The sequence below is a fragment of the Kitasatospora sp. NPDC028961 genome (assembly GCF_055564815.1).
On the sequence record NZ_JBVHVO010000002.1, the window covers coordinates 725,262 to 752,150 of the forward strand.

The window sequence follows — 26,889 nt, forward strand, 5'->3', positions numbered from 1 at the left end:
AGGCCCGCCCCGCCCGCCGCGGGGGCGGGGCGGGCCTGCGGCGGATCAGGTGTGGATGCCCTGGCCGGGGGTGAGGATGCCGGCCGGGTCGTAGCGGCGCTTCGCAGCGACGGCGGCCGCCCAGCGGGAACCGTAGTGACGGCGCCAGTCCGTCGGCGTCATGCCGGGGACGGCGCCGATCAGGTAGCGCTTGCCGCCGAGGGCGACGGCCCGGTCGTAGAGGCGACGGTTGCGGCGGAGCATGGCGGCGGTGTCGGCGCCGGGGGCGGGGAAGGAGAGCAGGTCGAAGTGCCAGCCGACCGGTGCGTCCGGCATCACGGCCATCGGGCGGGTCAGGGCGGCGGTGCGGTAGGGGTAGAGCAGGAGGAGCCCGGCGCCGAGGTCCGCGGGGGTGAGCGACGCGGTGGCCTCGCGGACGAAGGCGGCCGCGGTGGAGGCGGGCAGGAAGACGCTGAGCCAGGCCTTGGGCTGGGTCCAGAGGCCGGCGGCCTTGAGGTAGCCGGCGAAGCCGTCGACCCGGAAGGCGTAGTCGCGGGCGCTCTGGTCGACGACGGTGGTCTCGCCCGGGAGGCAGCGCAGCCCGCGCAGCAGGGCGTCCCGGTCCGGTGGCGTGGCGCCGTCGTAGTGGGCGACCGTCTCGATCTTGTACCGCCAGGTGCCGGCCGCGGCGTCGAGCACCGCCTCGCCCGCCTGGAGGTCGAAGCGGCGCTCGGCCATCAGCCGCTCCTGGTCACCGAGGTAGGCGGCGAGGTCGTCGTAGGACAGGCTGAACACCAGGGCGCGCCGGCGGGCCGGGACGAGCCGCAGCGTGGCGCGGACGATGATCCCGGCCTGTCCGCCGCCGGCCAGGACGGCCTCGAACAGCTGGCGGTTGGTGGTGGCGGAGGCGGTCAGCAGCCGGCCGGTACCGGTGACCACGTCGACCGACTCGACGGTGTCCACCTGGAGGCCGTGGCGCTGCACGGCGGAGCCGATCCCGCCCACGCTGAGCGTGCCGCCGACGGAGAGGTGCAGGTAGTCCGTCAGACAGGGCGGCATCCAGCCCTGGGCGAGGGCGGCGTCGGTGAGCTGCGCCCAGGTGACGCCGGCCTCCACCACGGCCCGGCCGGGGGTGAGGGAGAGGATCCGGTCCAGGCCCCGCGCGTCGACGGCGATGCCGCCGGGTGCGGTGGCCTGGCCGTAGCCGGAGTGCGACTCCAGCTCCGCGGGGTCGCCGCCACCGCTCTGGCCGTTCATGGCGACCGGGATCCGGTGGCGGTGGGCGAAGCCGACGACCTCGGTGATGTCGCGCACCGAGCCCGGCCGAAGTACGGCCCGGGGCGCGGCGGTCACCAGGTGCCCGAAGTCACCGGTGAACCGGGTGAGCGTGGCGGGGTCGGTGACCAGGCTGCCGTCCAGCCGGGGCAGTGCGGCCACCGCGTCCGCCGTGGCCTGGCCGTCGGTGGGGGCGTCCTGGCCGGCGGCGACGGCCCAGCTGCGGCCGGCGGTGTTCCAGCCGATGACCGTGGCCGCCGCGCCGACGAGCACACCGCGGCGGGGCAGAGCTGACTTGCTCATGGCAGATATCTCCGATCAATCGTCATATCAGCGCAGTTGTACCGCAGTCGGCCCGGCTCCGGGCAGTCCCCTGCGCCGTTGACGGCGTGAACGGGGCGCGGGCCGTCCGGACGGCGGGCTCAGGCCGGTCCGGCGCCGTCCCCGTCCACCTCGACGATCACCAGCGTGCCCCGGCTGCCCGGGGCCACCGCGTGCGGGACCCCGGCCGCCACCACGTACAGCTCCCCGGGGCCGAGCGGGACGGCCGTGCCGGCGACCAGCAGGTCCAGCCGGCCGTCCAGGACGAGCAGCGCCTCGGCGTGCGGGTGCCGCTCCTCGGCCAGCGGCAGCTCGTCCATCCGCAGCACCTTGACGGCGGCCGTGCCGATCCGGCCGAGGACGCGCGAGCGCCAGGCCCCGGGCAGTGCGGCGGCGGTCGCGGGGACGTCGATCCGGTTCATGGCACACCTCTTCCGGCGCGGTCCGGCCGCGCCCGTGATCACGGGGATGCCCGCACGCTATCCGGGACGCGGGGCGCGTTGGTCGACCGTTCGGCAAAATCTCCGGACCGCCGCCCCGCTGACACCCCGTCGGGAGGGAGGACTAGCCTGGACGCATGTTCGTTCTGGAGTTGACCTACACCGCGCCCCTGGACCGTATCGACGCCGTGCTCCCGCGGCACGTGGAGTGGCTGAAGGAGCACTACGAGGCCGGGGCCTTCCTCGCCTCGGGCCGCAAGGAGCCCCGTGACGGCGGCGTGATCATCGCGGTGGCCCCGGACCGGGCGGTCGTCGAGGAGATCGTCCGGACCGACCCGTTCAGCCTGGCCGGCCTGGCGGAGTACGCCGTCACGGAGTTCCTCGCCACCACCACCGCGCCCGCGCTGGACGCCTACCGCCAGCAGCTGCCCGCCTGAGGACCCCGCGGGGGCCGGGCGGCCCCGGCTCCCGGGGTGGGCGCCGTGGCGTCGGTGGCCGGTGGGGTTGGTGAACGGCGGGCCGGGGGAGGAGAGCGGCAGACCATCGCGAACGGGAGCGCCGCCATGACGATCAGTCACCGCACCATCGGTACCGGCGAGCACAAGGTGCTCGTCCTGCACGACTGGTTCGGCACCAGCGCGGGTTGGGGCGCGTTCCTCGACCACCTGGACCCGGACGCCTTCGGCTACGCCTTCCTCGACTACCGGGGCTACGGCGAACGGCGCGACGTGGAGGGCGAGTTCACCCTGGCGGAGATCGCCTCGGACGCGCTCGCCCTGACCGACCAGCTGGGCTGGGACACCTTCTCCGTGGTCGGGCACTCGATGGGCGGCAAGGCGGCGCAGCGCGTCCTGGCCGAGGCACCGGACCGGGTGCGCAAGCTGGTGGGGCTGGCCCCGGTGCCCGCGAGCGCCTATCCGCTGGAGGGCGACGCGTACGACCTGTTCCACCAGGCCCCGCGGCAGCCCGCCAACCGGCGGGCCATCCTGGACCTGGTGACCGGGCACCGCGCCTGCGGCCGCTGGCTGGACGCGATGACGGCCCGCTCGGTGGCCGGCTCCAGCCCGGAGGCCGTCGCCGGCTACCTCGACGACTGGACCACCCAGGACTTCGCGGCGCGGATCGCCGGCAGCACCCTGCCGGTCAAGGTCTTCGTCGGTGAGCACGACCTCGCGCTGTCCGCGGAGTTGATGCGCGGCACCTGGCTGGCGCACTACCCGAACGCGGACCTGGAGGTCCTGGCCAACTCCGGGCACTACCCGATGCACGAGGTGCCGGTGGCGCTGGCGACCGCCCTGGAGGCCTTCCTGCGCGCCTGACGGGCGCTGGGGCGGCCTCCGGGGTCACGCCCAGGCACCGGGCCCCGGGGGCCCGACCCGGGGGAGGGTCACGCCAGCGGCGGCACCTGCTCGGCCAGTCGCCGCACCAGCCGGTCCAGCCAGCCCCGGACGGTGGCCTCGTCGAAGAGGTCGGCGTCGTACTCGGCCAGGCCCGCCAGGCCGTTCCCCTCGGGGGTGAGCACCAGCAGCAGGTCCGAGCGGGCGCCGCTGCCCGGGACGTCCTCGACCACGACGTCCAGGCCGGTCAGCTCCAGGACCGGCGCCGGGGTGGTCTGCACGGCCAGCAGCACCTGGGGGAAGGACGGCGGGAGCGCCAGCCCGCGCGCCCGCAGCTCCTCCGTGACCAGGCCGAACGGGACGTCCGCCTGGTCGAGCGTGGTGGCCAGGGCCTCGCCGGCCCGGTCGACCAGCCCGGCGAACCCGCCCGGCGCGCGGCTCGGCAGCCGGACCGGCAGGTTGGTGGTGAGCAGCCCGACCAGCCGCTCGTGCTCCCGGCGCCGCCGGTTGGCGGTCGAGAGCATCACCAAGGTCTCGTCGGCGCCGGTGAGTTCGCCCAGCAGATCGCCCACGGCGGCCAGCACCACGGCCGCCGGGGTGGTGGAGCGGCGGGCCGCGCACCGGTTCAGCGCTGCGGTGAGCTCGGGGGTGAGCGTGAAGGGCAGCACGCCGCCGTGCCCGGAGCGCCGTTCGGGCCGGGGCCGGTCGGTGGGCAGCGGCACCGTGAGCGGCAGCCCGGTCAGCCGCTCGGCGTACCGGGCGGTGGCCCGGCGCACCGCCTCCCGGGTCACCACCGTCCGTTCCCAGCAGGCGTGTTCGATCATCGATCCCGGCTCGGGCAGGTCGGCCCGGTGGTCCCCGTACAGCGTGCCGAGATCGGCCAGCAGGGTGGCCAGGGACCAGCCGTCCAGCACGATGTGATGGATCGTCAGCAGCAGGACGTGGTGCTCGGGGCCCAGTCGGAGCAACCGGGCCCGGAGCAGCGGCGGGGCGGCGAGGTCGAACGGGGTGGCGGCCTCCTCACGGGTGGCGGCGGCCACCGCCTCCGCGCCGCCGCCCACCGCGGCGACCGGCAGCGGCAGGGCGTCGGGCGCGGGCAGGACCTGCTGGAGCAGCCCGAGGTCGGAGGGTGCGTACCGGGTGCGCACGCTGCGGTGGCGGGCGGTCAGCGCGGTCAGGGCCCGTTGCAGGCGGGCGGGGTCGAGCGGCCCGCGCAGGGTGATCCGCTGGGTGATGTTCCACAGGCTCGGGTCGGCCACCCGGCCGTGGCTGCGGTGCATCCGGGCCTGGGCGATGCCGGCCGGTGCGGCGGCCTCGGCGGCGCCGCCGCCGGTCAGGGTGGCGAGCAGCCGGGGCCGTTCGGCCTTCACGAGGGCGACGAGCGGGGCGTCCATCGCTCCGGGCGGGGCGAGGTAGTCGAGCCGGCCGCCCTCGGTGGAGAGGACGACCTCCCGCTCGTCCAGCAGCCGGAGGAGCCGCTGCCAGTCCTCGGTCGGCGCGGGCACGGCGGGCGCGGTCGGTCCGGTGGGCACGGTGGTCACAGCGTCCCTCGCTCGAAGGTCTCGGCCGGTGCGGCGGCGCGGGCGCGGTCGGCCATGCCGCGGATGGTGGGGCGGCGGAAGAAGTCGAGGATGCCGATCTCCAGGCCGGTCTCCTCGCGAACCAGGTTGAGCAGCCGGGTGGCGGCCAGCGAGTGCCCGCCCAGATCGAAGAACGAGGTCTCCACGCCCGGGGCGGGGACGTCCAGCTCCTTCGCCCAGAGCTGTTGGAGGCGCTGCTCCAGCTCGGTGGCGGGGGCGGTGTCCGCGTCGGCACCGATCGGCACGGCCGGGGGCAGTGCGGCGCGGTCCAGCTTGCCGTTGCGGGTCAGCGGCACGTGGGTGACGCGGGCCCAGAGCCGGGGCACCATGTGCTCGGGCAGCCGGTCGGCGAGCTCGTCGCGCACCCGGGCGAGGGCGGCGGCCGCGTCGGGAGCTGCCGGAGCCGGCAGAGCTGCCGGAGCCTCGGGGGCTTCGGGGTCTTCGGGGGCTTCGGGGGCGAGCACGACGTACGCGGCGAGCGCGGTGCCCTGCGGGCCGTGGTGCGCGGCAACGGCGGCCTGCCGCACCCCGGGGACGGCGCGCAGCACGTTCTCCACCTCCCCTGGTTCGATCCGGTAGCCGCGGATCTTCACCTGCTCGTCGATCCGGCCGAGGAGCTCCAGCGCGCCGTCGGGCCGCAGCCGGCCCAGGTCGCCGGTGCGGTAGCGCAGGCCCTGCGGCGTGCGGACGAAGGCGACGGCGGTCTCCTCGGGGCGGTTCAGGTAGCCGAGGCCGACCTGGTCGCCGAGCACGTGGATCTCGCCGACCGCGCCCTCCGGCACCGGCCGGCCGTGCGGGTCGAGCAGCTGGACGCGGCTGCCGGGGACGGGGCGGCCGACCGGGGCGTGGTCGGGGCCGTCGGCGGAGAGTTCGACGCTGGTCATCGCATGGGTCTCGGTCGGCCCGTAGTGGTTGAACAGCCGGCACCGCGGGTTCTCCCGCAGGAAGGCGCGCAGCGCCGGGGTGAGCAGCAACTGCTCGCCGCCGGAGACGATTTCGCGCAGGTCGGGCACCGGGGCCTCGGCCAGGGCGCCGAGCAGGCCGGTCAGGGTGGTGTGCGGGAGGTGGATGCGTTCGGTGCGGGTGCGCCGGAGGTGGTCGGCCAGCGCCCGGGCGTCGTAGCGGGTCGCCTCGTCGACGAGGACGAGGGTGCCGCCGCCGGCGAGGGCGGTGAGGGTCTCCTGGACGCAGACGTCGAACCCGCAGGAGGCGTACTGCAGGGTGCGCAGCGGGCCGTGCTGGTCGGTGTTCCAGTCGACCAGGGACCGCAGGCCGCGGTAGGGCATCACGACGCCCTTGGGCCGGCCGGTGGTGCCGGAGGTGTAGAGGCAGTAGGCGGGTGACTCGGGATCGGGGTCGACGGCGGCGGGTGCCGGCGGCACCGCGCTCTCGTCGTCGGCCAGGACGGCGGGCAGGGTGATACCGAGCCGGTCGGTGCCGGCGCGGGTGAGCAGGACGGGCGCGCCGCTGTCGGCGGCGATCAGCCGGCAGCGCTCGGCGCCGTGCACCGGGTCGATCGGTACGTGGACGGCGCCCAGGCGGACGACCGCGAGCAGCGCGGCGACCTGGTCGGCGGAGCGCGGCAGCAGGGTGGCGACGGGGGTGCCGGCGGTGACCCCGGCGGCGGCCAGCAGCGCCGCCAGCCGCTCGGCCCGGTCGGTGATCTCGCGGTAGGTGACCGGGGTGCCGTCCGGCGTGAGGACGGCGGTGCGGTCGGCGTGCGCGGCCGCCGTGCGGGCCAGCCGTTCGCGCAGCGACGGGGTGCCGGGCAGGGCAGGGGTGGCCACCTCGCGGCCGCCGGGCAGCAGCTCGGCCACCGGGCGGGCGGGGTCGGCGACGGCGGCGGCCAGCAGCTGCTCGAAGGCGGTGAGCAGGCGCTCGACGCTCTCCCGGTCGAAGAGCGCGGTGGCGTACTCGACGTGGCAGCGGATGCCCTCGGGCAGGTTGGTGAGGAACAGGGTGAGGTCGAAGCCGGACTTGTCGACGACGTCGTCCAGCGGCCGGGCCTCGATGCCGGGCAGGTCGAGCTCGAACAGCGCGTGGTTCTCGAACTCCACCATCACCTGGAAGAGCGGGTTGCGGCTGGTGTCGCGGGCCGGGTTCAGCTCCTGCACCAGGACTTCGAACGGGAGCCGCTGGTGCTCGTAGGCGTCCAGCGCGGTGCTCCGCACCCGGGCGAGCAGCCGTTCGAAGTCGGGCTCCCCGGACAGGTCGAGGCGCAGGGCGAGCGTGTTGACGAAGAAGCCGACCAGGTCCTCGGTGCCCTCCTCGCGGTTGGCGACGGGGGTGCCGAGCACGAGCTCGTCCTGGCCGCTGAAGCGGTGCAGCACGCCGGCGAACGCGGCGAGCAGCACCATGAACAGGGTGGAGCGCCGGGAACGGGCCAGCTCCCGTACCCGGGCGGAGAGTTCGCCGTCGAGCAGGCGGACGAAGGCGCGGCCCCGGCCGTCCGGCAGGGCCGGGCGCGGCCGGTCGGTGGGCAGCGCCAGCACCGGCAACTCGCCGCCGAGGACCTCGCGCCAGTGCGCCAGGCTCGCGGCGTGCGCGCCCTCGGCCACCAGGGCCCGCTCCCGGGCCGCGAACGCGGCGTAGTCGGTGGGCAGGTGAGGCAGTTCGGGGCGGCGGCCCGACTGCGCGGCCCGGTAGAGCTCGCCCAGCTCGCGGGTGATCACCACGGCGGAGAGGGTGTCGATGACGATGTGGTGCATGGCGAGGACGAGCACATGGCGCTCCTCGGCCAGCCGCAGCAGCCGGGTGCGCAGCAGCGGGCCGGTGGCCAGGTCGAAGCGGTGGGCGCCCTCCTCGGCGACCAGCGCGCGGACGGCCTCCTCCCGGTCCCGCCCCGGCGGGGCGTCCTCGACCGGGAGCGGTGCACCGGGGGCGGGCAGCACCACCTGGTACGCCTCGCCGTCCTGCTCGCGGAAGACGGTGCGCAGCGCCGGGTGCCGTTCGGCCAGGGCGTGCAGGGCGCCGGCCAGCGCGCGGTGGTCGAGCGGCCCGTCCAGGGCGATGGCCTTGACCTCGTTGTACCGGGAGCTGTCGGGCAGCATCCGGTGCAGGAACCACATCCGCTGCTGGGCGTACGACAGCGGCGCGCGCCGCTCGCGGGGCCGCTGGGCGGTGCGGCGCAGCTCGTCCAGGTACGGCAGGCCGGCGGCGACGAGTTCGGGCGAGAGGCCGAAGTCGACGAAGGCGGCGATCTCGTCGGCGCCGGCGGCGCGCAGCGAGTCCAGGACGGTCCGCACGCTCTCCGGGGTGCCGATCAGCGCGCGCGAGGCGCAGTACCGCTCGTAGGCGCGCTCCAGGACGAACTCCAGGTCCTCCTCCGGGGTGTTCTCGTAGTCCAGGGTGAGGCCGAGGCTGTTGGCGACCTGCCCGAAGAGCGAGAGCGAGGAGCGCAGGTAGCCGCAGAACGGGCGGTAGGCCTGCTCGCGGGCGGTGGCGAGGTCGGCGCCGAGGTAGCTGTGCACCAGCACCACCACGCGCCCGGCCTCGGGGTCCAGGCCGTGCTCGGCCCGGGTGCGCCGGTAGAGGGCGACGTTGGCGGCCAGCTCCTCGACGCTCTGGGTCATCAGGTTGGTGATCACACCGAGGTCGTGGCGGGCGGCCTCGCGGAAGCTGTCCGGGTTGCCGACGATCGCCGTGTACATCGGCGGCAGCTCCTGGAGCGGGCGCGGGTGCAGGTGCACCTCGATCTCCTCGCCGCTGCCGTTGCGGCCCCGGTAGGGCTCGCCGCGCCACAGCGCCCGGATGGTGTCGACCTGCCGGTGCATCAGCTCCTTGTGGGTGCCGTAGCGGTCGGGGAAGAACAGGAAGTCGTTGGGGTGCCAGCCGCTGGCGCAGCCCAGGCCGACCCGCCCGCCGGACAGGTTGTCGACCACCGACCACTCCTCGGCGACCCGGACGGGGTGGTGCAGCGGCAGCACGGCGCAGCCCGCGTTCAGCCGGACGCGCTCGGTCTCCCGGGCCAGCGCGGCGGCCAGCACCGAGGGGTTGGGGAAGATGCCGCCGAAGGAGTGGAAGTGCCGCTCGGGCAGCCAGACGGCGTGGAAGCCGTTGCGGTCGGCGAACCGGGCGCTCTCCAGGACGATCCGGTAGCGGTCCTCGGGCCGGGTGTCGAGCGGGTAGTCGCCGAAGAAGGAGAGGCTGAAGTCGACCTCGCGGTCCGGGTCACCGGCGGGCGCGGGGGCTGGCGCGGGGACTGGCGTGGGGACGGGGGTGGGCGCGGGCAGTTCGAGGCGCGGCGCCGGGACGGACGGCACGGCCACCCCGCGCGTCGAGGGGAAGAAGCCGCCGCGCCGCATGTCCCGCAGGGAGGAGCGGACGGCGTCGGCCACGAACTCCACGTCGCCGTCGGAGTGCGCGGTGGAGAGGAAGAAGTTGCGCCACTCCCAGACGTAGACCCCCTTCACCAGCAGGTGGTGGAAGAGCAGCTCCATGTCGGCACGCGGCTCGAAGCGGAAGAGCGAGCCGAAGTGCGCCAGCCGGAGAGGGAACTCCTCCTCCTCGAAGAAGCCGTTGAGGGTGGTTGCCAGCTCCCCGGTCCGGGCGTTCAGCCGCTCCTGAAGGCCCGGCCCCTGCTCCTTGAAGTGCCGCAGCACGGCACGGCAGGCGGCCATCGACAGCGGGTGCTGGATGTAGGTGCCGCCGAAGAAGGTGGTGTCGTTCGGCGGGTGACTGGTGTCCCCGTACTGCCAGAAGCCGCCGTCGATGCCGTCCATCACGGCCGCCCGCCCGGCGATGGCGCCGATCGGGAAGCCGCCGCCGAGGACCTTGCCGTACGTCGAGAGGTCGGGTTCCACGCCCCAGAACCCGCGGGCGCCGCGCAGGTGCGGCCGGAAGCCGGTGAGCATCTCGTCGAAGATCAGCACGATGCCGCGGCGGGCGGTCAGTTCGCGCAGCCCCCGGACGAACTCGGCGGGCTGGCGGGAGGGGTGGCGGCTCTGCACCGGTTCGACGAGCACGGCGGCGATCCGGTCGCCCAGCTCGTCGATGACCCGCAGGCTCTCCGGCTCCCCGTACGGCAGCACGACCAGGTCGGCGACCGCGCTGCCGGGGATGCCGATCGACACCGGGACCGTCTCGCGCTCGGCCCCGTGGCCCACCGGGCGGCCCAGCGTGTGGTCGAAGTGCCCGTGGTACGAGCCCTCGAACATCACGATGGTGTCCCGCCCGGTGTACGCCCGGGCCAGCCGGATCGCCCCCGCGTTGGCCTCCGTCCCGGAGTTGGCGAACGCGACCCGCTCGGTGCCGGTCAGCTCCGCGAGCAGTTCGGCGGCCTCGCCGGTCTCCGCGCCGCGCGGACCCAGCCGCAGACCGCCGGCCAGGTGCTCGCGGACGGCCTCCTGGACGAAGGCGGGCTCGTGGCCGAAGAGCAGCACGCCGAAACCCATCGTGATGTCGACGTAGGAGTTGCCGTCGACGTCCTCCAGCCGGGAGCCCTGCGCCCGGCGGGCGGCGAGCGGGTAGAGCATCTCCTTGGTGGCCGAACGGAAGCCGACCACGGCCCGGCTGTCCGCGAGCACCCGGCGGTGGCGCTGGGTGAGCGCCTTGGAGGCGGCGGTGCGGGCGGTGAAGCGTTCGACCAACTCGTCGAGGTGGCGGCGCTGTTCGCCGGTCAGGCCGCCCCCGGCCATCCCGGAGTCCCGGGCGACCGTGACGCGCGGGCCGTGCACCTGTGCTTGCGATGGGGTGGCCGGCTGGGCCGGTGTGGCGGGGAGTTCCGGTGCGACCGTGACGGCGGCGGCTGCGGCGGTGGGCAAAGCGGGCGCGGTCGGCGTGGCGGGCGTGGCGGGGGTGCCGGCGAGCAGGGCGAGCTGGTCGGCCATCAGCTGGGAGAACTGGCCCATCAGGGCGAGCTGGCGTTCGATCACCGCGCCGGCCCCGTCGGGAGCGGCGGCCGCCACCGGGGTGACGGGAGCCGCAGCGACGGGAGCCGCAGCGGCGGGGGCCGGGGTGGGCGCCGGCTGTCCGGGCGTCGGCGCGGGTGCGGCCGGTGCCACGGCCAGGGGCTCCGGTACCGGCGCGGGCACCGCTTCCGGAGCCGCCGCCGTCGGCGCGGGCACCAGGCCGGCCAGCGCCTCGGCGCTCATCCGCCCGGAGATCAGTCCGGCCAGCCGCGCCGGGGTGTCCGCGTCCTCGAACAGCTCGCGCATCGGGACCCGCACCCCGAAGGCGCGCTCCAGGTCCCGGATCATGTTGATCATCGACAGCGAGTCGGCCCCGAGGTCGAAGAAGGGGTCCTCGGCGCCCACCGCCTCCTCCGCCACGCCGAGCTGACGCGCGGTCTGCGCGACGACCCGGCCCAGGACCAGGGCGGCCGCCTGCTCCAGCGGGTCCGGCGCGGGGGTGTCGGTCATGACGGGCTCCTCCAGGACGGTGCGTTCGGCTACGGGCGGGGCCGCCGGCCCGGGACGGGCCCCGGCCACGGTCAGCGGTGCGGAACCCGACAGCGGTACGGGCCCCGGCGCCGGTACGGGCCGGGTCGCGGTCGCGGTCGCGGGCGGCGATGCGGTCGAGGCGTCGGCCGTGTCTTCGGCGCCGGGCGCGGTGAACCAGTGGTAGGTACGGTGGAACGGCCGGCCCGGCAGCGGGACGCGCCGCGCGGGCCCGTCCGGCCACCGCCGGGCGGCGGCGGCCGCCGCCCAGTCCACCGGCACCCCGTGGGTCCACAGCGTGCCCAGCGCGGCGAGCAGTTGGCGCTCCGGGCGGCGACCGCGGCGTCCGCTCGGCACGAACACCGCCCCCGCGAGTTCGCGCCGGCCCAGCCCGCTCAGGGTGTGGTGCGGGCCGACCTCCAGGAAGAGCCCGTGGCCGAGCCCGTCGAGCGTCGCGAGCACCCGGTCGAAGCGCGCGGTCTCCCGGGTCTGGCGGACGAAGTGGTCGGGGCCGGGCACCGTGCCCGGTGCCAGCGGCACGCCGTCCAGATTGCTCACCAGCGGGACCCGCAGCGGTCGGAGGGCGATCTGCTCCAGCCGGCGCCGGAACGCCTCCAGCATCGGCTCCATCAGCCGGGAGTGGAACGCCCGGTCGGCGGTGAGCCGTTCGGTTCCGACACCCTCCAGGGCGAGCACCGCCTCCGCTCCCGCGATGTCCCCGGGCCGCCCGGCCAGGACGCACTGCCCGGCGCCGTTCACCACGGCCAGGTCCACCCCGGGCAGCCACTCGGCGAGCGCGCCGAGGCGTTCGGCGGACGCGGTGGCCACCGTCATCGCCCCCGGCTCCGTCGAGCGGTGCATCAGCCGTCCGCGCACCCCGGCCAGGAAGAGGCCGTCGGCCAGCGAGAAGGCCCCGGCCGCGTAGGCCGCCGCGTACTCGCCCGCGCTGTGCCCCGCCACCGCCGCCGGCCGCAGCCCGAACTCCTCCCAGAGCGCGGTGTACGCGGCCTGCACCGCGAACAGCGCGGGCTGCGCGGCCTCGGTGGTCCACGGCTGCTCCCCGCCGTCGGGGCCGGGCTCCAGCAGCAGGGGCAGCAGCGACTCCCCCCAGGTCTCGCGGTGCAGCCGGTCACAGGTGTCCAGCACCTCCCGGAAGACCGGGTACGCCCGGTACAGCCCGGCGGCCATGCCCCGGTACTGCGCGCCCTGTCCGGTGTAGAGCAGGACGGGGGCCGGTGTGCCGCGCCCGGCGTCCCGCGCCGAGTGCGCCGGGCCGGAGGTCCGCCCGGCGACGAACCCGGCGAGCGCGTCGGCGAGTTCGGCGGGCCCGGTGGCGGTGACGGCGAGCCGGTGGCGCAGCGGGCGGCGGCCCGCGCCGAGGGTGAGCAGCAGGTCGGCCGGGCGGGGCGGGTGTTCGCCGCGCAGCCGGTCGAGCACGGTGGCCGCGAGGTCGGTGAGCGCCTGCGGGCTGCGGGCCGACAGTGGCAGCAGGGCGACCGGCGGTTCGCTGTCGGGGGCGGCGGGGGCGTCCGCGGGGGTGCCGGCCGGTGCCTCCTCCAGGATCAGGTGGGCGTTGGTGCCGCCGACGCCCAGCGCGCTGACCCCGGCCCGGCGCGGGGCATCCCCGGTGGGCCAGTGCGATGCCTCGGTCGGGAGCGTGAAGGGGCTGCCGGCCAGCCCGAGAGCCGGATTGGGCCTGGTCAGGTGGGTCACCGGCGGGATCGCCCGGTGGCGCAGCGCGAGGACGGCCTTGATCAGACCCGCCATCCCGGCGCAGGTGTCCAGGTGGCCGATGTTCGGCTTGACCGAGCCGAGGGCGCAGAAGCCGACCGCCCCGGTGCGGGCCCGGTAGGCGCGGGTGAGCGCCTGGACCTCGATCGGGTCGCCGAGCGGCGTGCCGGTGCCGTGCGCCTCGACGTAGCCGATGCTGTCGGCCGGCACGCCCGCCACGTCCAGGGCCCGGCCGACCACGGCGGCCTGGCCGTCCAGGCCGGGCGCGGTGTAACCGACCTTGCCCGCACCGTCGTTGTTGACGGCGGAGCCGAGGATCACCGCATGCACGGTGTCGCCGTCGGCCAGCGCCCGGTCGAGGCGCTTGAGCAGGACGGCGGCGACGCCGTTGCCGCCGACCGTTCCGGCGGCCCGCTCGTCGAAGGCCCGGCAGACGCCGTCGGGCGCCAGGATCGAGCCCTCCTGGTAGCGGTAGCCGGCGGCCTGCGGGACGTGCAGGGCGGCGGCGCCCGCGAGGGCGAGGTCGCTGTCACCGGTCAGCAGCGACTGGACGGCCAGGTGGACGGCGACCAGCGAGGTGGAGCAGGCGGTCTGCACGCCGACGGCGGGCCCGGTGAGGCCGAGCCGGTAGGCGACCCGGGTGGCGGCGAAGTCGGCCTGGTTGCCGATCGCGACCTGCAGCGCCTCGACCGGCCGGGCCGGGTCGGCGGCCGCGCCGATGGCGTGCTGGAGGTAGCCGCGCAGCGAGTACAGCGTCATGCCGGTGCCGGCGAAGACCCCGACCCGGGTGTCCGGCGCGGTGTCGCCGTAGCCGCCGTCGTCCAGGGCCCGGGCACAGGTCTCCAGCAGCAGCCGCTGCTGGGGGTCCATCAGGGCGGCCTCGGCGGCGCTGATGCCGAAGGCCTCGGCGTCGAAGTGGCCGATGTCGGCGATCGGCGCGGTGACCGGGACGAAGTCCGGGTGGCTGTACTCCTCGGCCCGGATGCCGGCGGCGGCGAGCTGCTCGGGGGTGTACCGGGTGGTGCTGACCACGCCGTCGACGATGTTGCGCCAGTACTCCTCGGGGGTGTCCGCGCCGGGCAGCCGCAGTGCCAGGCCGATCACCGCCACCCGACGGTCGGTGGGCACCTCCGGCGCGGGCGCGGTGGAGGTCGGTGCCGGCTCCGGCGCACCGCCGGCCAGCCGGGCCGCCAACGCGTCCACGGTGGGGTGCCGGAACAGCGCGGTCGGCTCCAGCCCGGGCGCCGGGCCCGCCGCCAGTGCGGCCTGGACCCGCATCAACTGCACCGACCCGAGGCCGAGTTCGTGGAAGGGCCGGCCGGGGTCGACCGGTTCGCCGAGGACGGCCTCGAAGGTGTCCAGCACGGCGCGGCGCAGCTCGGCCGGGGCGGGCGCCGCCACGACCGGGCGCGCCGGTCCGGCGGCGGGCGGCTGCGGGGCGTCGGCGACCAGTCGCGGCTCGCCCGCCAGCAGCCGGCGCCGGGCGGCGGGGCGGGTGCTGTCGGGACCGGCGTAGTAGTGACCGGGCGGGGCCGCGAGCAGTGCGGTGGCCAGCCGCCGGCCCTCGGCGGCGTCGAGCACGGCGATCCCGCGCTCGGCGGCGGCCGCGTCGTGGGAGGCCTCCCGGTTCATCCCGACACCCCGCCACAGGCCCCAGGAGACCGTCCAGGCCGCGACCCGGTGCTCCCGGCGCAGCCGCTCGACCGCCGCCTCCAGGGAGCGGTTGGCCGCCGCGTACCCCGCCGAGCCGACCGCTTCCTGGAACCCGATCATCGAGGAGTAGCCGACGAACTGGGCACCGGGGCGGGCCGCCACCAGCTCGGCCAGCGCGTCGGTGCCCGCGGTCTTGGCCCGGACGGCCTCCTGCCACCGCTCGGGTCCGAGCTCCTCCAGCAGGCCGATCCGGTACTCGCCGGCCAGGTGCAGGACGCCCTCCAGCGGCGCGCCCCAGGCCTGTTCGGCCTCGGCGACGGCGGCCGCCAGGGCCCGGCGGTCCGTCACGTCGGCCGTCCGGTACTCGACCCGGCCGCCGGCCCGCACCAGGCGCTCCAGCGCGGCGCGGCGCGCGGCCGCCGCCGGACCGCCCGCGGCCGGGTCGGTGCGCCCGACCAGCAGCAGGTGCGGGCCGTACCGGCGGAGCAGTTCCGGGAGCAGCTCCCCGGCGAGGCCGCCCAGCCCGCCGGTCACCAGCCAGCGGGCCCCGGGGGAGAGCAGCGTGCAGGCCGGTGCGGCGGCGGCCTCCGGCGCGGTGAGCGGGGCGAGTGGGCCGAGCCGGGGCACGTAGGGGCGCCCGTCGCGCCAGGCGGCCTCGGGCTCGCGCCGCGGGTCGGCGAGGAAGGCCAGCACGGCCCGCGGGTCCGCCGGGGCGTCGGCGGGCAGGTCGAGGTGGCGGGTCCCGGCGAGCAACCGCTCGGCCCGGGCCCCGGCGGTCAGGGCCGCGGTCGGCGCGGCGACCGGCCGCGGCAGCTCGCCGTCGGCGAGCGCGTGCAACCCGGCGCTGACAGTGACGAGTTCGACCCCGTCCGGACCGCCGCCGTACCGGTGGGCCAGCGCCCGGGTCAGCCCGAGCAGGGCCTCGCCGCACAGCACCTCGTCCGGCTCGGCAACCTGCGCCCACAGGTGCAGCACCCGGTGCGGGCGGCGGCCGGCCGCCTCCAGCTCGTCCAGCAGCCGCGGCCAGCTCCCGGCCCGCCGCTGGTCGAGCGCGTAGCCGTCGCCCAGCCGGGCGAAGGACTCGGCCTGGGACGCCTGGACGGTGTCCGGCAGCACGGCGGCGAGCGCGTCCGACAGGGTGCCCGGTCCGACCGGCCCGAGCAGCAGGACGGTCCCCGGCGGTGGCACCGGCGCGGCGTCCGGCGCGGGCCGGGGCTCCCAGGCCGCACGGCGGACGACGTCCGGCACGGTGCGGGCGTTGCCCTCGGCGAGGTCGAGGCGGGTGATCAGCGCGTCCAGGCCGCCGTCCAGCAGCCGGGCGCGGATCGCGGTGCGCTGGATCTTGCCGCTGGTGGTGCGGGGGAAGTCGGCGGCCGGGACGGGGAGCACCAGCGCGGCCGACAGCCCGAACCGCTCGGCCAGCGCGGCCCGTACGGCGCCCGCCGTCCGGTGCGGCTCGCCCGCCTCCGGGGCGGCCACGAAGAAGACCGCCAACTGCTCGCTGCCGCTGCGCTCGTCGGGCACCCCGCACGCGGCGACGTGACCGGAGAGCACCCCGTCGACGGCGGACACCACGTCCTCCAGGTCGTGGCAGAAGTGGTGGACGCCGTTGATGATGATGATCTCCTTGCGCCGACCGGTGAGGATCACCTCCCCGTCGCGCAGGTAGGCGAGGTCCCCGGTGTCGAACCAGCCGTCGGCGGTGGCGGATTCGCGGTTCGCCCGCGGGTTGTTCAGGTAGCCGGGAGTGACCCGGCCGGAGGAGACCTGGAGCCGTCCGATCCGCAGCTCGGGCAGGACGGCGCCCCGGTCGTCGGCGACCCGCAACCGCGCGCCGGCGGCCGGGCGGCCCATCGAGAGGAAACGGGTGGCCGCCTCGTCCGAGCCCTCCGGCAGCGGCCGCAGCGCTCCGGTCAGCGAGTCGGTGGCCAGGACCTGGACGGCGCCGGGTTCGCCGTAGCGCTTGTAGGTGATGACGGTGCAGGTCTCGGCCATGCCCCAGGCGAGCAGGAGGTGGTCGGGCCGCAGCCCGGAGGGGGCCAGCCGGGCCAGGAACTCCTCGGCGACGCCCTCGGTGCACTGCTCGCCCGCGTTGATCAGGGACTTGACGGCCGAGAGGTCCCAGCGCCGCTCGGGGGCGGCCCGCAGCGCCTCGGCGACCAGGCGGTAGCCGAAGTTCGGCGACCAGGAGTGTGCGGCGCCCCGGCGCTCCAGCGTGTCCAGCCACAACAGCGGGTCGGCGAGGACGAGTTCGGTGGGGATGTGGGTCTGGTCGCAGACCGCCACGACGTCCCGCAGGTGGAACATCAGCAGGCCCGCGACATGGTCGAGCGGCAGCCAGTTGACGGTCGGGTCGCCGGGCGCGAAGCCCTGCTCGCAGGCGCCCGCCACGTACTCCAGGATGCCGCGGTGGCTGATCCGGATCGCCTTGGAGCGCCCGGTGGAGCCGGAGGACAGCTGGAGGATCGCGACATCGCCGCCGGCGCCGTGCGGCGCGGCGGGCGGCTGCGCGGCGGAGCGGTCGACCGGGATCACCCGCAGACCGGCGGCCCGCGGGTCGAGCCGGCCGATGCCCGCGAGCCCGGCGACGGCCTCACCGGCGGCCAGCACCGGCGGGTGCTCCAGCGTCTCCCAGGCGTTGACCAGCTTCTCCAGGACGGGGCCCGGGCGGTCGTAGCCCGGCGGGCGGGCCACCGTGACGGGCAGGACGCCGCCCAGCAGGCAGGCCCAGAGCGCGGGGAAGTAGTGCTCCAGGTCGGGGACTTGGAGGATCGCGCGGTCGCCCGGGCCGAGGCCAGCGGCGGTGAGGGTGCCCAGCACGCGCAGCGCCCGGTCCAGCAGCTCGGGGTAGCGCAGGGTGGTGGCGCCGCCGTCGGCGCGCACCAGGTGCAGGCCGCGTTCGGGGTGCAGCCGGGCGGCGCGCAGCAGCGCGTCGGGCAGGTCGGCGGGGCCGTCGGGCAGCGCCGTCAGGGCGGGTCCGACGGCGACGGCGGGCTCGCCGGCCGCGGGCTCGGGCTCCGCCGACGGCTCCGGTGCGGCCGGCGCGGCGGCGCCGAACGGGCGCCAGCGGCCGGTGAGTTCGCTCAGGTGCCGACGGGCGGGGCGGGGGTGCTCGCGCGGGTCGCGGGCGGCGGCCAGGGCGGCGGCGTCGGCCGCCCCGTCGGCGGTCCGGGGGATGCCGTCGACCAGGCGGATCTCCGCGTCGGGGGCGTCCTCCAGCAGGTGGGCGGCGGCCCAGCGGCGCAGTCCGGCGTGGTCCCGGTCGTCGGCCGGCACCAGGTAGACGATCGGCTCGGCGCCGCCCGGGGAACCGCCGGGGACGAGGGCGCAGTCGGCCAGGCCGGCGTGGCGCAGCAGCCGGCCCTCCACCACGTCGGCTCTGGGGCGGTCGGGGCCGGGGACGCTCATGCGGGTCGTACCTTCCTGGGCTCTGCGAAACGGCGGGCGGGGCGCGGTACGGCGGGGTGACGGCGGGCGGCGGCCGGGGCGGCCGGTACGGCGGTCGGGCGGGTACGGCGGGCGGTCGCCCGGGGCTCGGCCGCCCGGTGGGGGAGGGCCGGTACGCGGCTAGTGGTCGGCGGGGACGGGCCGCCCGGCGGGCGCGCGCCGTCGACGGGCGCCGACCCCCACCATCAGCAGGAACCCGGCGGCCAGCGCGATCGGCACGGCGTGCGAGAAGCCGACCACCGTGAGCGGGCTGAACCGCTCCATCAGCCCGGCGCTGAGCAGCATCCCGACGCCCATGCCGAGGCTCTCGGCGCTCGCCACCAGCCCGAACGCCTGGCCGCGCCGGTCGTCGTCGACGGCCTGGATCCGGGTGGTGTAGGAGATCTCGGTGAAGCCGTCGGCGAGCCCGGCGCCGAGCGCGACGACGAGGAAGAGCGGGGTCGGCAGCCCGGTGAAGGCCAGGATGAAGCAGGTGGACATCAGCGCGGTGCCGACCGCGAAGGCCCGCTCGCCCGGCTCCCGGCCGCGTTTGACGAGCAGTCGGGAGACCAGCTGGTGGGCGCCCAGGCTGCCGACCGCCCAGGTGGCCCAGAACAGGCCCAGCACGGCGGCCGGGTTGTCCGGGGACGTCCGGGTCGCGAACACCGGCAGGCCGATGTTGTGCGCGGCCGAGCCGAAGGCGTCGACCAGCCGGATGGCGACCATCGCGCCGATCACCGGCAGGGTGCGCAGTAGCACCAGCCCGGCGAACCGCCCGCCCGGCTCGGCCGCCGGGCGCGCCGTCGCTCCGTCGCGCTCGGCCCGGGTGCGCAGCGGCAGTCGCAGCACGACCGTGCCGAACACGACGAAGCTGGCGGCGTCGGTGAGCAGCGCGGCCTGGAACCCGGCCCAGGCCACCAGCACGCCGGCCGAGGCGAACCCGAGCACCATCGCCGTCGAACGCCCGGTCACCAGCACCCCGTTGGCGCGGGCCCGGTGCTCCGGGCCGACCATCTCGGGCACGCTGCTGCGCAGCGCGACGGCGCTGAGCGTGCCGGCCGCGCCGAAGAGCAGGGCCAGCGGGTAGAGCACCGGGATCCGCAGGTGGTCGGGGACGATCGCGAGCGCCACCAGGCCGGTGGCCTGGGTGAAGGCGCAGCCGACCATCAGCAGCCGGCGGTCGAGGCGGGCGACGACGCGTCCGGCGAGCACGCCGGCGCCGAAGCCGCCGAGCAGACGCAGCGTCAGGTACCCGGCGGTGCCGAGGGCGTTGCCCGCGGCCTCGTAGGCGAAGAGGCTGAGCGCGACCATGTTGAGCTGGCTGCCGTAGCTGGAGACGGCGTCTCCGACGGCGAGCCGGTAGAACGGCCTGGGCAGGGCGCTCGTGGCGGTACCCCGGCTCGGAACGGTGTGATCCCCCACGACGGCTCCATTGCCATGTGACATTTCATTTGGATCCTAGGGCGGAGCCGTCGGCGGGATCAAGGGGTTCGACCGCTCACGGCGCTAAGACCATACGACGGTACGCCGTCAATTCGGACCGGAACATTCACTTCCGGCCACCCGGCGCCCGGGCATGGCCGACCGAGGCGCCCTGGCGACGGCCGGCCGCTGTCGCCGGGCGGTTCGCGGGCGTACGGTGGCCACACGGTGGTGCGCAGTGCGGTCGCGCGCCCGTCGGGGCGCGGGACGGCGGTGCCACCGCCCCGCGATGGCACGCCCCGCCGGAGACCGCGATGGCTGATCCCCTGGCCGACCGCATGGCCTTCTTCACCACGCCCCGGCACCCCCGTGAGCGCCGGGACCCGCAGGAGCGGCTGGGAGACTGGCGCGAGGTCTACCGGGAGGGCGCGACGCTGCCGGTCGCCGGTGACCAGGCCGCCCGCTGCATGGACTGCGGCCTGCCCTTCTGCCACCACGCCTGCCCGCTCGGCAACCTCGTCCCGGACTGGAACACCCTGGTCGCCCACGACGACTGGCACGCCGCCGCCGCGCGTCTGCTGGCCACCAACAACTTCCCCGAGTTCACCGGCCGGCTCTGCCCCGCCCCGTGCGAGAGCGCCTGCGTACTGGCGATCGACGCGGAGGCCGTGACGATCAAGAACATCGAGCTGGCGGTCGCCGACCGGGCCCTGGAGAGCGGCTACGACCTGCCGCAGCCGCCTGAGCGGCTGACCGGTCTGCGGGTGGCCGTGGTCGGCTCGGGCCCCGCCGGGCTGGCCGCCGCCCAGCAGCTGACCCGGGCCGGCCACACCACGACCGTCTACGAACGCGCCGACCGGATCGGCGGCCTGCTGCGCTACGGCATCCCGGCGTTCCGGCTGGAGAAGCACCGGCTGGACCGGCGGATCGACCAGATGCGGGCCGAGGGCACGGTCTTCCGCACCGGCGTCGCGGTCGGCCACGACCTGCCCGCCGACGAACTGCGCGCCCGCAGCGACGCGCTGGTGGTCGCGGTCGGCGCGACCCGCTGCCGCGACCTCCCGGTACCCGGCTGCGAGCTGGCCGGCGTGCACCAGGCCATCAGCTACCTGACCCTCGCCAACCGGGTCGACGAGGGCGACTACCCCGTCTCGCCGGTCTCCGCCGAGGGCCGCCACGTAGTGATCGTCGGCGGCGGCGACACCGCCGCCGACTGCCTGGGCACCGCGCTGCGCCAGCGGGCCGCGACGGTCACCCAGTTCGACATCAACCCCCGCCCGCCCGGACGCCGAGCCTCCGGCCAGCCCTGGCCCGTGCACCCTAGGGTCTACCGGGTGACCACCTCGCACGAGGAGGCCGGCGGCCCGGCCGCCGAGCCCCGGGTGTTCGCGGCGGCCACGGTGGGGTTCGAGGCGGGCCCGGACGGCCGGCTGGCGGCCGTCCGCTTCGCCGAGGCGCGGCGGGGCGACCGCAGCCCCCGGCCCGGGACCGAACGCACCCTCCCGGCGGACCTCGCCCTACTGGCCCTCGGCTTCGCCGGCCCGGGCTTCCCCGGCGCCGGCTTCTCCGGGCCCGGCCGGGACGGCGGGCTGGTCGGCCAACTCGGCCTCGCCGTCGGCCCGCGGGGCACCCTCGTCCGCGACGAGGAGTTCGCCGGCGGGGCGGACGGCGTGTTCGTGGCGGGCGACGCCGGGCGCGGCCAGTCGCTGATCGTCTGGGCGATCGCCGAGGGCCGGGCGGTGGCGGCCGCCGTCGACCGCCACCTGCGCGGGCGCACCGAACTGCCCGCACCGGTCTCGCCGTCCGACGGCCCGCTCACCGTCTGAGCGCCCGCCGCGTCGCCGCCCGCCGCGTCGCCGCCCGCCGCGTCGCCGCCCGCCGCGTCGCCGCCCGCCGCGTCGCCGCCCGCCGCGTCGCCGCCCGCCGCGTCGCGGTCCGAGGCCCTCGCCGCCGCCGAGCAGCCGCGCGGGCCCTCACCGCCGCTGCGCCGCCCAGGCCGGTCAGACGAGTTCGAGCACCAGCTTGCCGGTGTTCTCGCCCCGGAAGAGCATCTGCAGGGTCTGCGGGAAGTCGTCCACCGTGCCCCGGACCACGTGCTCCAGCACCTTGATCCGCCCCTCGGCGATCCAGCCGCCGAGTTCCCGCGCGGCCTCCTTGTAGCGCGGCGCGTAGTCGAACACCACGAAGCCCTCCATCCGGGCCCGGCGCACCAGCAGCGACAGGTAGTTCGACGGCCCCCGGACGTCGGTGGCGTTGTACTGGCTGATCGCGCCGCAGACGACCACCCGGGCGCGCATCGCCAGGCAGGCCAGGGCGGCGTCCAGGATCTCCCCGCCGACGTTGTCGAAGTACACGTCGATGCCGTCCGGCACCAGGGTGCGCAGCGCCTTCCGGACGTTCCCGGCGCGGTAGTCGACCGCCGCGTCGAAGCCGAGCTCGTCCGTCAGCACGGCGCACTTCTCGGCGCCGCCGGCGATGCCGACGACCCGGCAGCCCTTCGCCTTGGCGATCTGGCCGACCATGCTGCCCACGGCGCCCGCGGCGCCGGAGACCACCACCGTCTCGCCCTCCTTCAGCGCGCCGACGTCCAGCAGGCCGAAGTACGCCGTCATGCCCGGGCTGCCGAGCGCGCCGAGGAAGGTCGACGGCGAGGCGAGCGCGGGGTCGATCCGCACGGCGCCCTTCCCGTCGGAGACCACGTGCTCCTGGACGCCGAAGAGGCCCGCGACCAGGTCGCCGATGGCGAAGCCGGGGTGGTTGGACTCGGTGACCTCGACGACCGACCCGGCCCGCATCACCTCGCCGATCCCGACCGGCGGCAGGTAGGAGGGGCGGTCGTCCAGCCAGCCGCGCATCGCCGGGTCCAGCGAGAGGTAGCGGGTTCGGCCGGCGAACCGGCCCTCGCCCGGCGCCGCGGCGGCCTCGGTGACGTGTTCCCAGTCCTCGGGGCCGATCTCGCCCACCGGCCGGCGGGCGAGGCGGATCTGACGGTTCTCTGCGGACAACATGGCGGCTCCCGGTGGCTGGACTGAGCTGGACCGCGGTACGGCGGACCTCGCGCGACGAGGGAGAGTCTAAGCAAGCGCTTAGTCAGTGCGCCAGGGCGGGACCGGAGGTCCCGCCTCCGACCCGGCCCGGACGCTGCCGACCGGGTCGGCCTGCGGGCTGTTCGGGCGAGGCGCGCCGGTCGGACGGAGGTCGGCCGCTACCTTCTGGCGGGGGCGGGACGACCGGACGACGCGCACGGGAGAGCCATGACTTCGAAGCGGCCCGAGGGCGGGGTGGCGGTGGTACGGGTACGGGCCTGGCAGGTGCTCCGCAACCCCAAGGTCTGGATGGTCCCGACCGTCATCGTCGGCACGGTGGCCTTCCTGCTGTCGCTGCTCTACCTGGGCGGCATCATCAACCCCCGGGCGGACCTGCACCGGTTGCCGATCGGCCTGGTCAACGCCGACCAGGGGGCCGTCGTGGCGGGCCAGCCGCAGAACCTCGGCGCGCAGATCACGGCCGGCATCGCGGCCGCGCCGGACCCGCAGGGGCAGGTCTCCTGGCGGCTGCTCGACCAGGCCGCCGCCGACGACCAGCTGGCCTCGGGCAAGCTCGCGGGCGCGCTGGAGGTCCCGGCCGGCTTCACCGCCGCCGTGGCCGCGCTGGGCGCGCCCGCGCAGCCGATGCCGCCGCGGCCCACGCTGACGGTGCTGACCAACCCCGGGGTGGGCAGTCTCGCGTCCTCGCTGGCCTCCTCGATCACCCAGGCTGCCGCGCAACAGGCCTCGACGCAGCTCGGCAAGACCCTCACGGCGCAGGCGCAGGCGCAGGCGCAGGCCCAGCCGGCGGCCGGCGGCGGCGCGGCGATCAACGCGACGCTGCTCCAGCTGGCCGACCCAGCGGCCGTCGAGGTCAAGGTCGGCCACCCCATCGGCCCGCACAGCGGGCTGGGCCTGACGGCGTTCTACTACACGCTGCTCCTCGTGCTGGCCGGCTTCCTCGGCGCCAACGTGATCAGCAACGGTGTGGACGTGGCGCTCGGCTACGCGGCCAGCGAGCTGGGGCCGCTGCGGATGCAGCACCCGCTGGTGCCGATCAGCCGCACCCAGACGCTGACCGTCACCTGCGTGATGTCCGTCTGCCTCTCGGTGCTGACCTCCAGTCTGGTGATGCTGGCGACCGTGGTGGTGCTCGGGATGGACGCCTCGCACCTGCCGCTGCTCTGGGTCTTCTCGGTCTGCGCCAGCGCGGCGGTCGGGCTCGGCGCGCAGGCCCTGATCGCCGCGTTCGGCGGGATCGGGCAGCTGATCAGCATGTTCGTCTTCATCGCCCTGTCGCTGCCGTCCTCCGGGGCGACCATCCCGCTCCAGGCGCTGCCGACCTTCTACCGGGGGCTGGCGGTGTTCGAGCCGATGCGCCAGCTCAGCGACGGCGTCCGGGCCATCCTCTACTTCGACGCGCAGGCCGACGCCGGGCTGGCGCGGGCCTGGGTGATGATCGCGATCGGCACGGTCGCGGCCCTGGTCTTCGGCTTCGCGATGACCACCTACTACGACCGCAAGGGCCTGCACCGGTTCCATCCCGAACCGAGCTGACCCGCCGGATGTCCCGCCGAGACTCATGTCCCAGTGGGACATTTCCGGGTGTACGGTGGACGACGTGAGCATCGAAGAGGCAGCGGGAGCGGCCCCCGAGGGCCGGCGCGAACGCAAGGCACGCCGAACCCGGGAGTCGCTGGCCGCCGCGGCCCTGCGGCTGGTCCTGGAGCGGGGCCTGGCCGCCGTCTCCGTGGAGGACGTCACCGACCTGGCCGACGTCTCCCGGCGCACCTTCAGCCGGTACTTCCCCTCCCGGGAGGACGCCGTACTGGACTGCCTGCGGGCCGACTTCGCCCGGATCAACGCGGCCCTGGCCGAGCGCCCCGCCGCCGAGACCCCGCTGACCGCGTACCGCGCGGCCCTGCGGGTCTGGCTGCGGGACGACCTCGACCCGGCCTGGCACCGGCGCCCCGGCGTCCGCGAGCTGTTCGGCCTGATCGCCGCGGAACCCGCGCTGACCGCCGCCTACCGGCGGATCTGCGTCGACGAGGAGGAGGCGTCCATCCGGATCGCCGCCGCCCGGCTCGGCCTGGACGCCGAGCACGACCTGCGCCCGGCCGTCGCCATCGGCCTCGGGGTCGCGGCCCTCCAGGCCGCCTCCCGCGCCTGGGTCCGGCACCCCGCGACCGGCGCGGCCGCCCCCGACCTGCCCGACCTGCTGGAGCAGGCCTTCGAGCTGCTCACCGCCGAGCCGCCACCCGACGGCACGGCGGTGTGAACGAGCGCGCCCACCCGGCGTGCACCGGTACGAAAGGAACGACCGCCATGACCGGCATCGACTACACCCAGGAGTTCACCGGCCGGACCGCGCTGGTCACCGGAGGCGCCTCCGGCATCGGCCTCGCGGTGGCCCGGCGACTGGCGGCCGGCGGCGCCGCCGTCGCGATCGCCGACTTCGACGCCGCGGGCGCCCGCGAGGCCGCCGCCGAGCTGACGGCCGCCGGAGCCCGCGCCCTGGCCGTCGAAGTGGACGTCACCGACCCGGAGTCGGTGCGCGCCGCCGTCCGGGCCACCGTCGACGGGCTCGGCGCCCTCCACCTGGCCGTCAACAACGCCGGCATCGCCGGGGCGGCCGCCCCCACCGGCGCCTACGAGCCCGAGGACTGGCGGCGGGTGCTGGCCACCAACCTGGACGGCGTCTTCTACTCGCTGCGCTACGAGATCCCCGCCATCCTCGCGGCCGGCGGCGGCGCGGTCGTCAACATGGCCTCGATCCTCGGCACCAACGGCTTCGCCGGCTCGCCCGCCTACGCCGCCGCGAAGCACGGCGTGGTCGGCCTCACCAAGACGGCCGCCCTGGAGTACGCCGCCCAGGGCGTGCGGATCAACGCCGTCGGCCCGGGCTTCATCGACACGCCGCTGCTGCGCGACGCCGACGCCGCCGCCCGCGACGCGCTGGTCGCGCTGCACCCGGCCGGCCGGCTCGGCCGCGCGGAGGAGGTCGCCGAGCTGACCGCCTTCCTGCTGTCCGACCGGGCCTCCTTCGTCCACGGCAGCTACCACCTGGTCGACGGCGCCTACGCGGCCCGCTGACCCGGCCGATTCCGGGGGGACACCGCACACCGCGCGCACCGGAAGCCCGTCCCGAACGCGCCCGCACCGAAGGAGAGTCACGACGATGAAGGCAGTCCAGTACCGCACGGCCGGCGCCGCCCCCGAGGTGGTCACCGTCCCCGATCCGGAGCCCGGCCCCGGGCAGGTCCTGCTGAAGGTCACCGCTGCGGGCGTGTGCCACTCCGACATCGCCGTGATGAGCCTGCCCGCCGAGCAGCTGTCCTTCCCGCTGCCGCTGACCCTCGGCCACGAGGGCGTCGGCACCGTCGCGGCGCTCGGCGCCGGAGTGACCGGCTTCACCGAGGGCGACCCGGTCGCCGTGTACGGGCCCTGGGGCTGCGGCAGCTGCGCCAAATGCGCGGAGGGCAAGGAGAACTACTGCCTGCGCGCCGCCGAACTCGGCATCCGCCCACCGGGCCTGGGCGCCCCGGGCGCGATGGCGGAGTACATGATCGTCGACGACCCGCGGCACCTGGTCCCGCTCGGCGGTCTCGACCCGGTGCGGGCCGTCCCGCTGACCGACGCCGGTCTGACGCCCTATCACGCGATCAAGCGTTCGCTGGGCAAGCTGGTGCCGGGCAGCACCGCCGTGGTGATCGGCACCGGCGGCCTCGGCCATGTCGCGATCCAGCTGCTGCGCGCGATGACGGCGGCCCGGGTGGTCGCCCTGGACGTGACCGAGGAGAAGCTGGCCCTGGCCCGGGCCGTGGGCGCGCACGAGACGGTGCTCTCGGACGCCGCGGCACCGGCGGCCGTCCGCGCCCTCACCGGCGGCGTCGGCGCCCAGGTGGTGCTCGACTTCGTCGGCGCCCCGCCGACGGTGGCCTCGGCCGGCGCGATGGCGGCGGTGGAGGGCGACGTGACGATCGTCGGCCTCGGCGGCGGCTCCCTGCCGGTCGGCTTCGGCACCCTCCCGTACGAGGTGTCGGTGGCCTCCCCGTACTGGGGCACCCGACCCGAGCTGATCGAGGTGCTGGACCTCGCCCGGGCCGGCGCGGTCGAGGTGCACGTCGAGACCTACGGCATCGACGAGGCCCCGCTGGCGTACGAGCGCCTGCACGCCGGGCTGATCAACGGCCGCGCGGTGATCCTGCCGAACGGCTGAGCGCGGGACCGGGGGGGGGGGGGGGGGGGGGGGGGGGGGGGGGGGGGGGGGGGGGGGGGGGGGGGGGGGGGGGGGGGGGGGGGGGGGGGGGGGGGGGGGGGGG

Annotated in this window: 13 protein-coding genes; 7 read left to right on the forward strand and 6 right to left on the reverse strand. The window is 76.2% G+C overall.

Going from position 1 to position 26,889, the window contains the following annotated elements:
* Positions 1–45: 45 nt before the first annotated feature.
* Together ACZ4UX_RS07385 and ACZ4UX_RS07390 are read right to left on the reverse strand one after the other, a co-directional pair.
* Positions 46–1,557, reverse strand: a complete 1,512-nt coding sequence (locus ACZ4UX_RS07385) for an FAD-binding protein (protein WP_465705947.1) — start codon at positions 1,555–1,557, stop codon at positions 46–48.
* A 119-nt stretch (positions 1,558–1,676) separates the two neighbouring features.
* The gene (locus tag ACZ4UX_RS07390) at positions 1,677–1,997 is read right to left on the reverse strand and encodes a cupin domain-containing protein (protein WP_465705948.1); all 321 of its coding nucleotides are present in this window, start codon (positions 1,995–1,997) and stop codon (positions 1,677–1,679) included.
* Positions 1,998–2,152: 155 nt separating this feature from the next.
* Between ACZ4UX_RS07390 and ACZ4UX_RS07395 the strand changes: the two genes are divergently transcribed.
* Both ACZ4UX_RS07395 and ACZ4UX_RS07400 read left to right on the forward strand, forming a co-directional pair.
* Positions 2,153–2,452, forward strand: a complete 300-nt coding sequence (locus ACZ4UX_RS07395; RefSeq protein WP_465705949.1) for a YciI family protein — start codon at positions 2,153–2,155, stop codon at positions 2,450–2,452.
* A gap of 126 nt (positions 2,453–2,578) precedes the next feature.
* On the forward strand, positions 2,579–3,334 hold the full coding sequence (locus ACZ4UX_RS07400) for an alpha/beta fold hydrolase (protein WP_380382916.1): 756 nt from the start codon (positions 2,579–2,581) through the stop codon (positions 3,332–3,334).
* 68 nt (positions 3,335–3,402) lie between these two features.
* Here the strand turns inward: ACZ4UX_RS07400 and ACZ4UX_RS07405 are convergent, their stop codons facing one another.
* From ACZ4UX_RS07405 to ACZ4UX_RS07415, 3 genes are all read right to left on the reverse strand, one after another.
* Positions 3,403–4,893 (reverse strand): condensation domain-containing protein, encoded by a 1,491-nt coding sequence (locus tag ACZ4UX_RS07405; RefSeq protein WP_465705950.1) that lies wholly within the window; start codon positions 4,891–4,893, stop codon positions 3,403–3,405.
* Positions 4,890–18,101, reverse strand: a complete 13,212-nt coding sequence (locus ACZ4UX_RS07410) for a MupA/Atu3671 family FMN-dependent luciferase-like monooxygenase (RefSeq protein ID WP_465705951.1) — start codon at positions 18,099–18,101, stop codon at positions 4,890–4,892. Before ACZ4UX_RS07410 ends, ACZ4UX_RS07405 begins: the two co-directional genes overlap by 4 nt.
* A 159-nt stretch (positions 18,102–18,260) precedes the next feature.
* Positions 18,261–19,541 carry an MFS transporter gene (locus ACZ4UX_RS07415; RefSeq protein ID WP_465705952.1) on the reverse strand — a complete coding sequence of 427 codons (1,281 nt, stop codon included), beginning with the start codon at positions 19,539–19,541 and terminating at the stop codon, positions 18,261–18,263.
* Between the two features lie 326 nt (positions 19,542–19,867).
* On the opposite strand from ACZ4UX_RS07415, the gene ACZ4UX_RS07420 reads away from it, so the two are divergent.
* The gene (locus ACZ4UX_RS07420) at positions 19,868–21,367 is read left to right on the forward strand and encodes a glutamate synthase subunit beta (protein WP_465705985.1); all 1,500 of its coding nucleotides are present in this window, start codon (positions 19,868–19,870) and stop codon (positions 21,365–21,367) included.
* A 174-nt stretch (positions 21,368–21,541) separates the two neighbouring features.
* Here the strand turns inward: ACZ4UX_RS07420 and ACZ4UX_RS07425 are convergent, their stop codons facing one another.
* Positions 21,542–22,549: an NADP-dependent oxidoreductase gene (locus ACZ4UX_RS07425; protein WP_465705953.1), complete on the reverse strand. Its 1,008-nt coding sequence runs from the start codon at positions 22,547–22,549 to the stop codon at positions 21,542–21,544.
* Between the two features lie 246 nt (positions 22,550–22,795).
* Between ACZ4UX_RS07425 and ACZ4UX_RS07430 the strand changes: the two genes are divergently transcribed.
* The 4 genes from ACZ4UX_RS07430 (at position 22,796) to ACZ4UX_RS07445 (ending at position 26,786) form a co-directional block, all read left to right on the forward strand.
* Positions 22,796–24,124, forward strand: coding sequence for a YhgE/Pip domain-containing protein (locus tag ACZ4UX_RS07430; protein ID WP_352287743.1), 1,329 nt, complete (start codon positions 22,796–22,798; stop codon positions 24,122–24,124).
* A 64-nt stretch (positions 24,125–24,188) separates the two neighbouring features.
* A complete protein-coding gene (locus ACZ4UX_RS07435; RefSeq protein ID WP_465705954.1) occupies positions 24,189–24,845 on the forward strand; it encodes a TetR family transcriptional regulator in 657 nt (218 codons plus the stop codon).
* Between the two features lie 47 nt (positions 24,846–24,892).
* Positions 24,893–25,660, forward strand: coding sequence for an SDR family NAD(P)-dependent oxidoreductase (locus ACZ4UX_RS07440; RefSeq protein WP_465705955.1), 768 nt, complete (start codon positions 24,893–24,895; stop codon positions 25,658–25,660).
* Positions 25,661–25,745: 85 nt separating this feature from the next.
* Entirely contained in the window at positions 25,746–26,786 is a 1,041-nt protein-coding gene (locus ACZ4UX_RS07445) for an NAD(P)-dependent alcohol dehydrogenase (RefSeq protein WP_465705956.1), read from the forward strand.
* The last annotated feature ends 103 nt before the right edge of the window (positions 26,787–26,889 follow it).

Coding starts and splice junctions, on each gene's coding strand:
- ACZ4UX_RS07390 (WP_465705948.1), bottom strand. CDS start 1,997: ATGAACCGGATCGACGTCCCCGCGACCGCCGCCGCACTGCCCGGGGCC.
- ACZ4UX_RS07445 (WP_465705956.1), top strand. CDS start 25,746: ATGAAGGCAGTCCAGTACCGCACGGCCGGCGCCGCCCCCGAGGTGGTC.
- ACZ4UX_RS07410 (WP_465705951.1), bottom strand. CDS start 18,101: ATGAGCGTCCCCGGCCCCGACCGCCCCAGAGCCGACGTGGTGGAGGGC.
- ACZ4UX_RS07395 (WP_465705949.1), top strand. CDS start 2,153: ATGTTCGTTCTGGAGTTGACCTACACCGCGCCCCTGGACCGTATCGAC.
- ACZ4UX_RS07385 (WP_465705947.1), bottom strand. CDS start 1,557: ATGAGCAAGTCAGCTCTGCCCCGCCGCGGTGTGCTCGTCGGCGCGGCG.
- ACZ4UX_RS07425 (WP_465705953.1), bottom strand. CDS start 22,549: ATGTTGTCCGCAGAGAACCGTCAGATCCGCCTCGCCCGCCGGCCGGTG.
- ACZ4UX_RS07400 (WP_380382916.1), top strand. CDS start 2,579: ATGACGATCAGTCACCGCACCATCGGTACCGGCGAGCACAAGGTGCTC.
- ACZ4UX_RS07440 (WP_465705955.1), top strand. CDS start 24,893: ATGACCGGCATCGACTACACCCAGGAGTTCACCGGCCGGACCGCGCTG.
- ACZ4UX_RS07430 (WP_352287743.1), top strand. CDS start 22,796: ATGACTTCGAAGCGGCCCGAGGGCGGGGTGGCGGTGGTACGGGTACGG.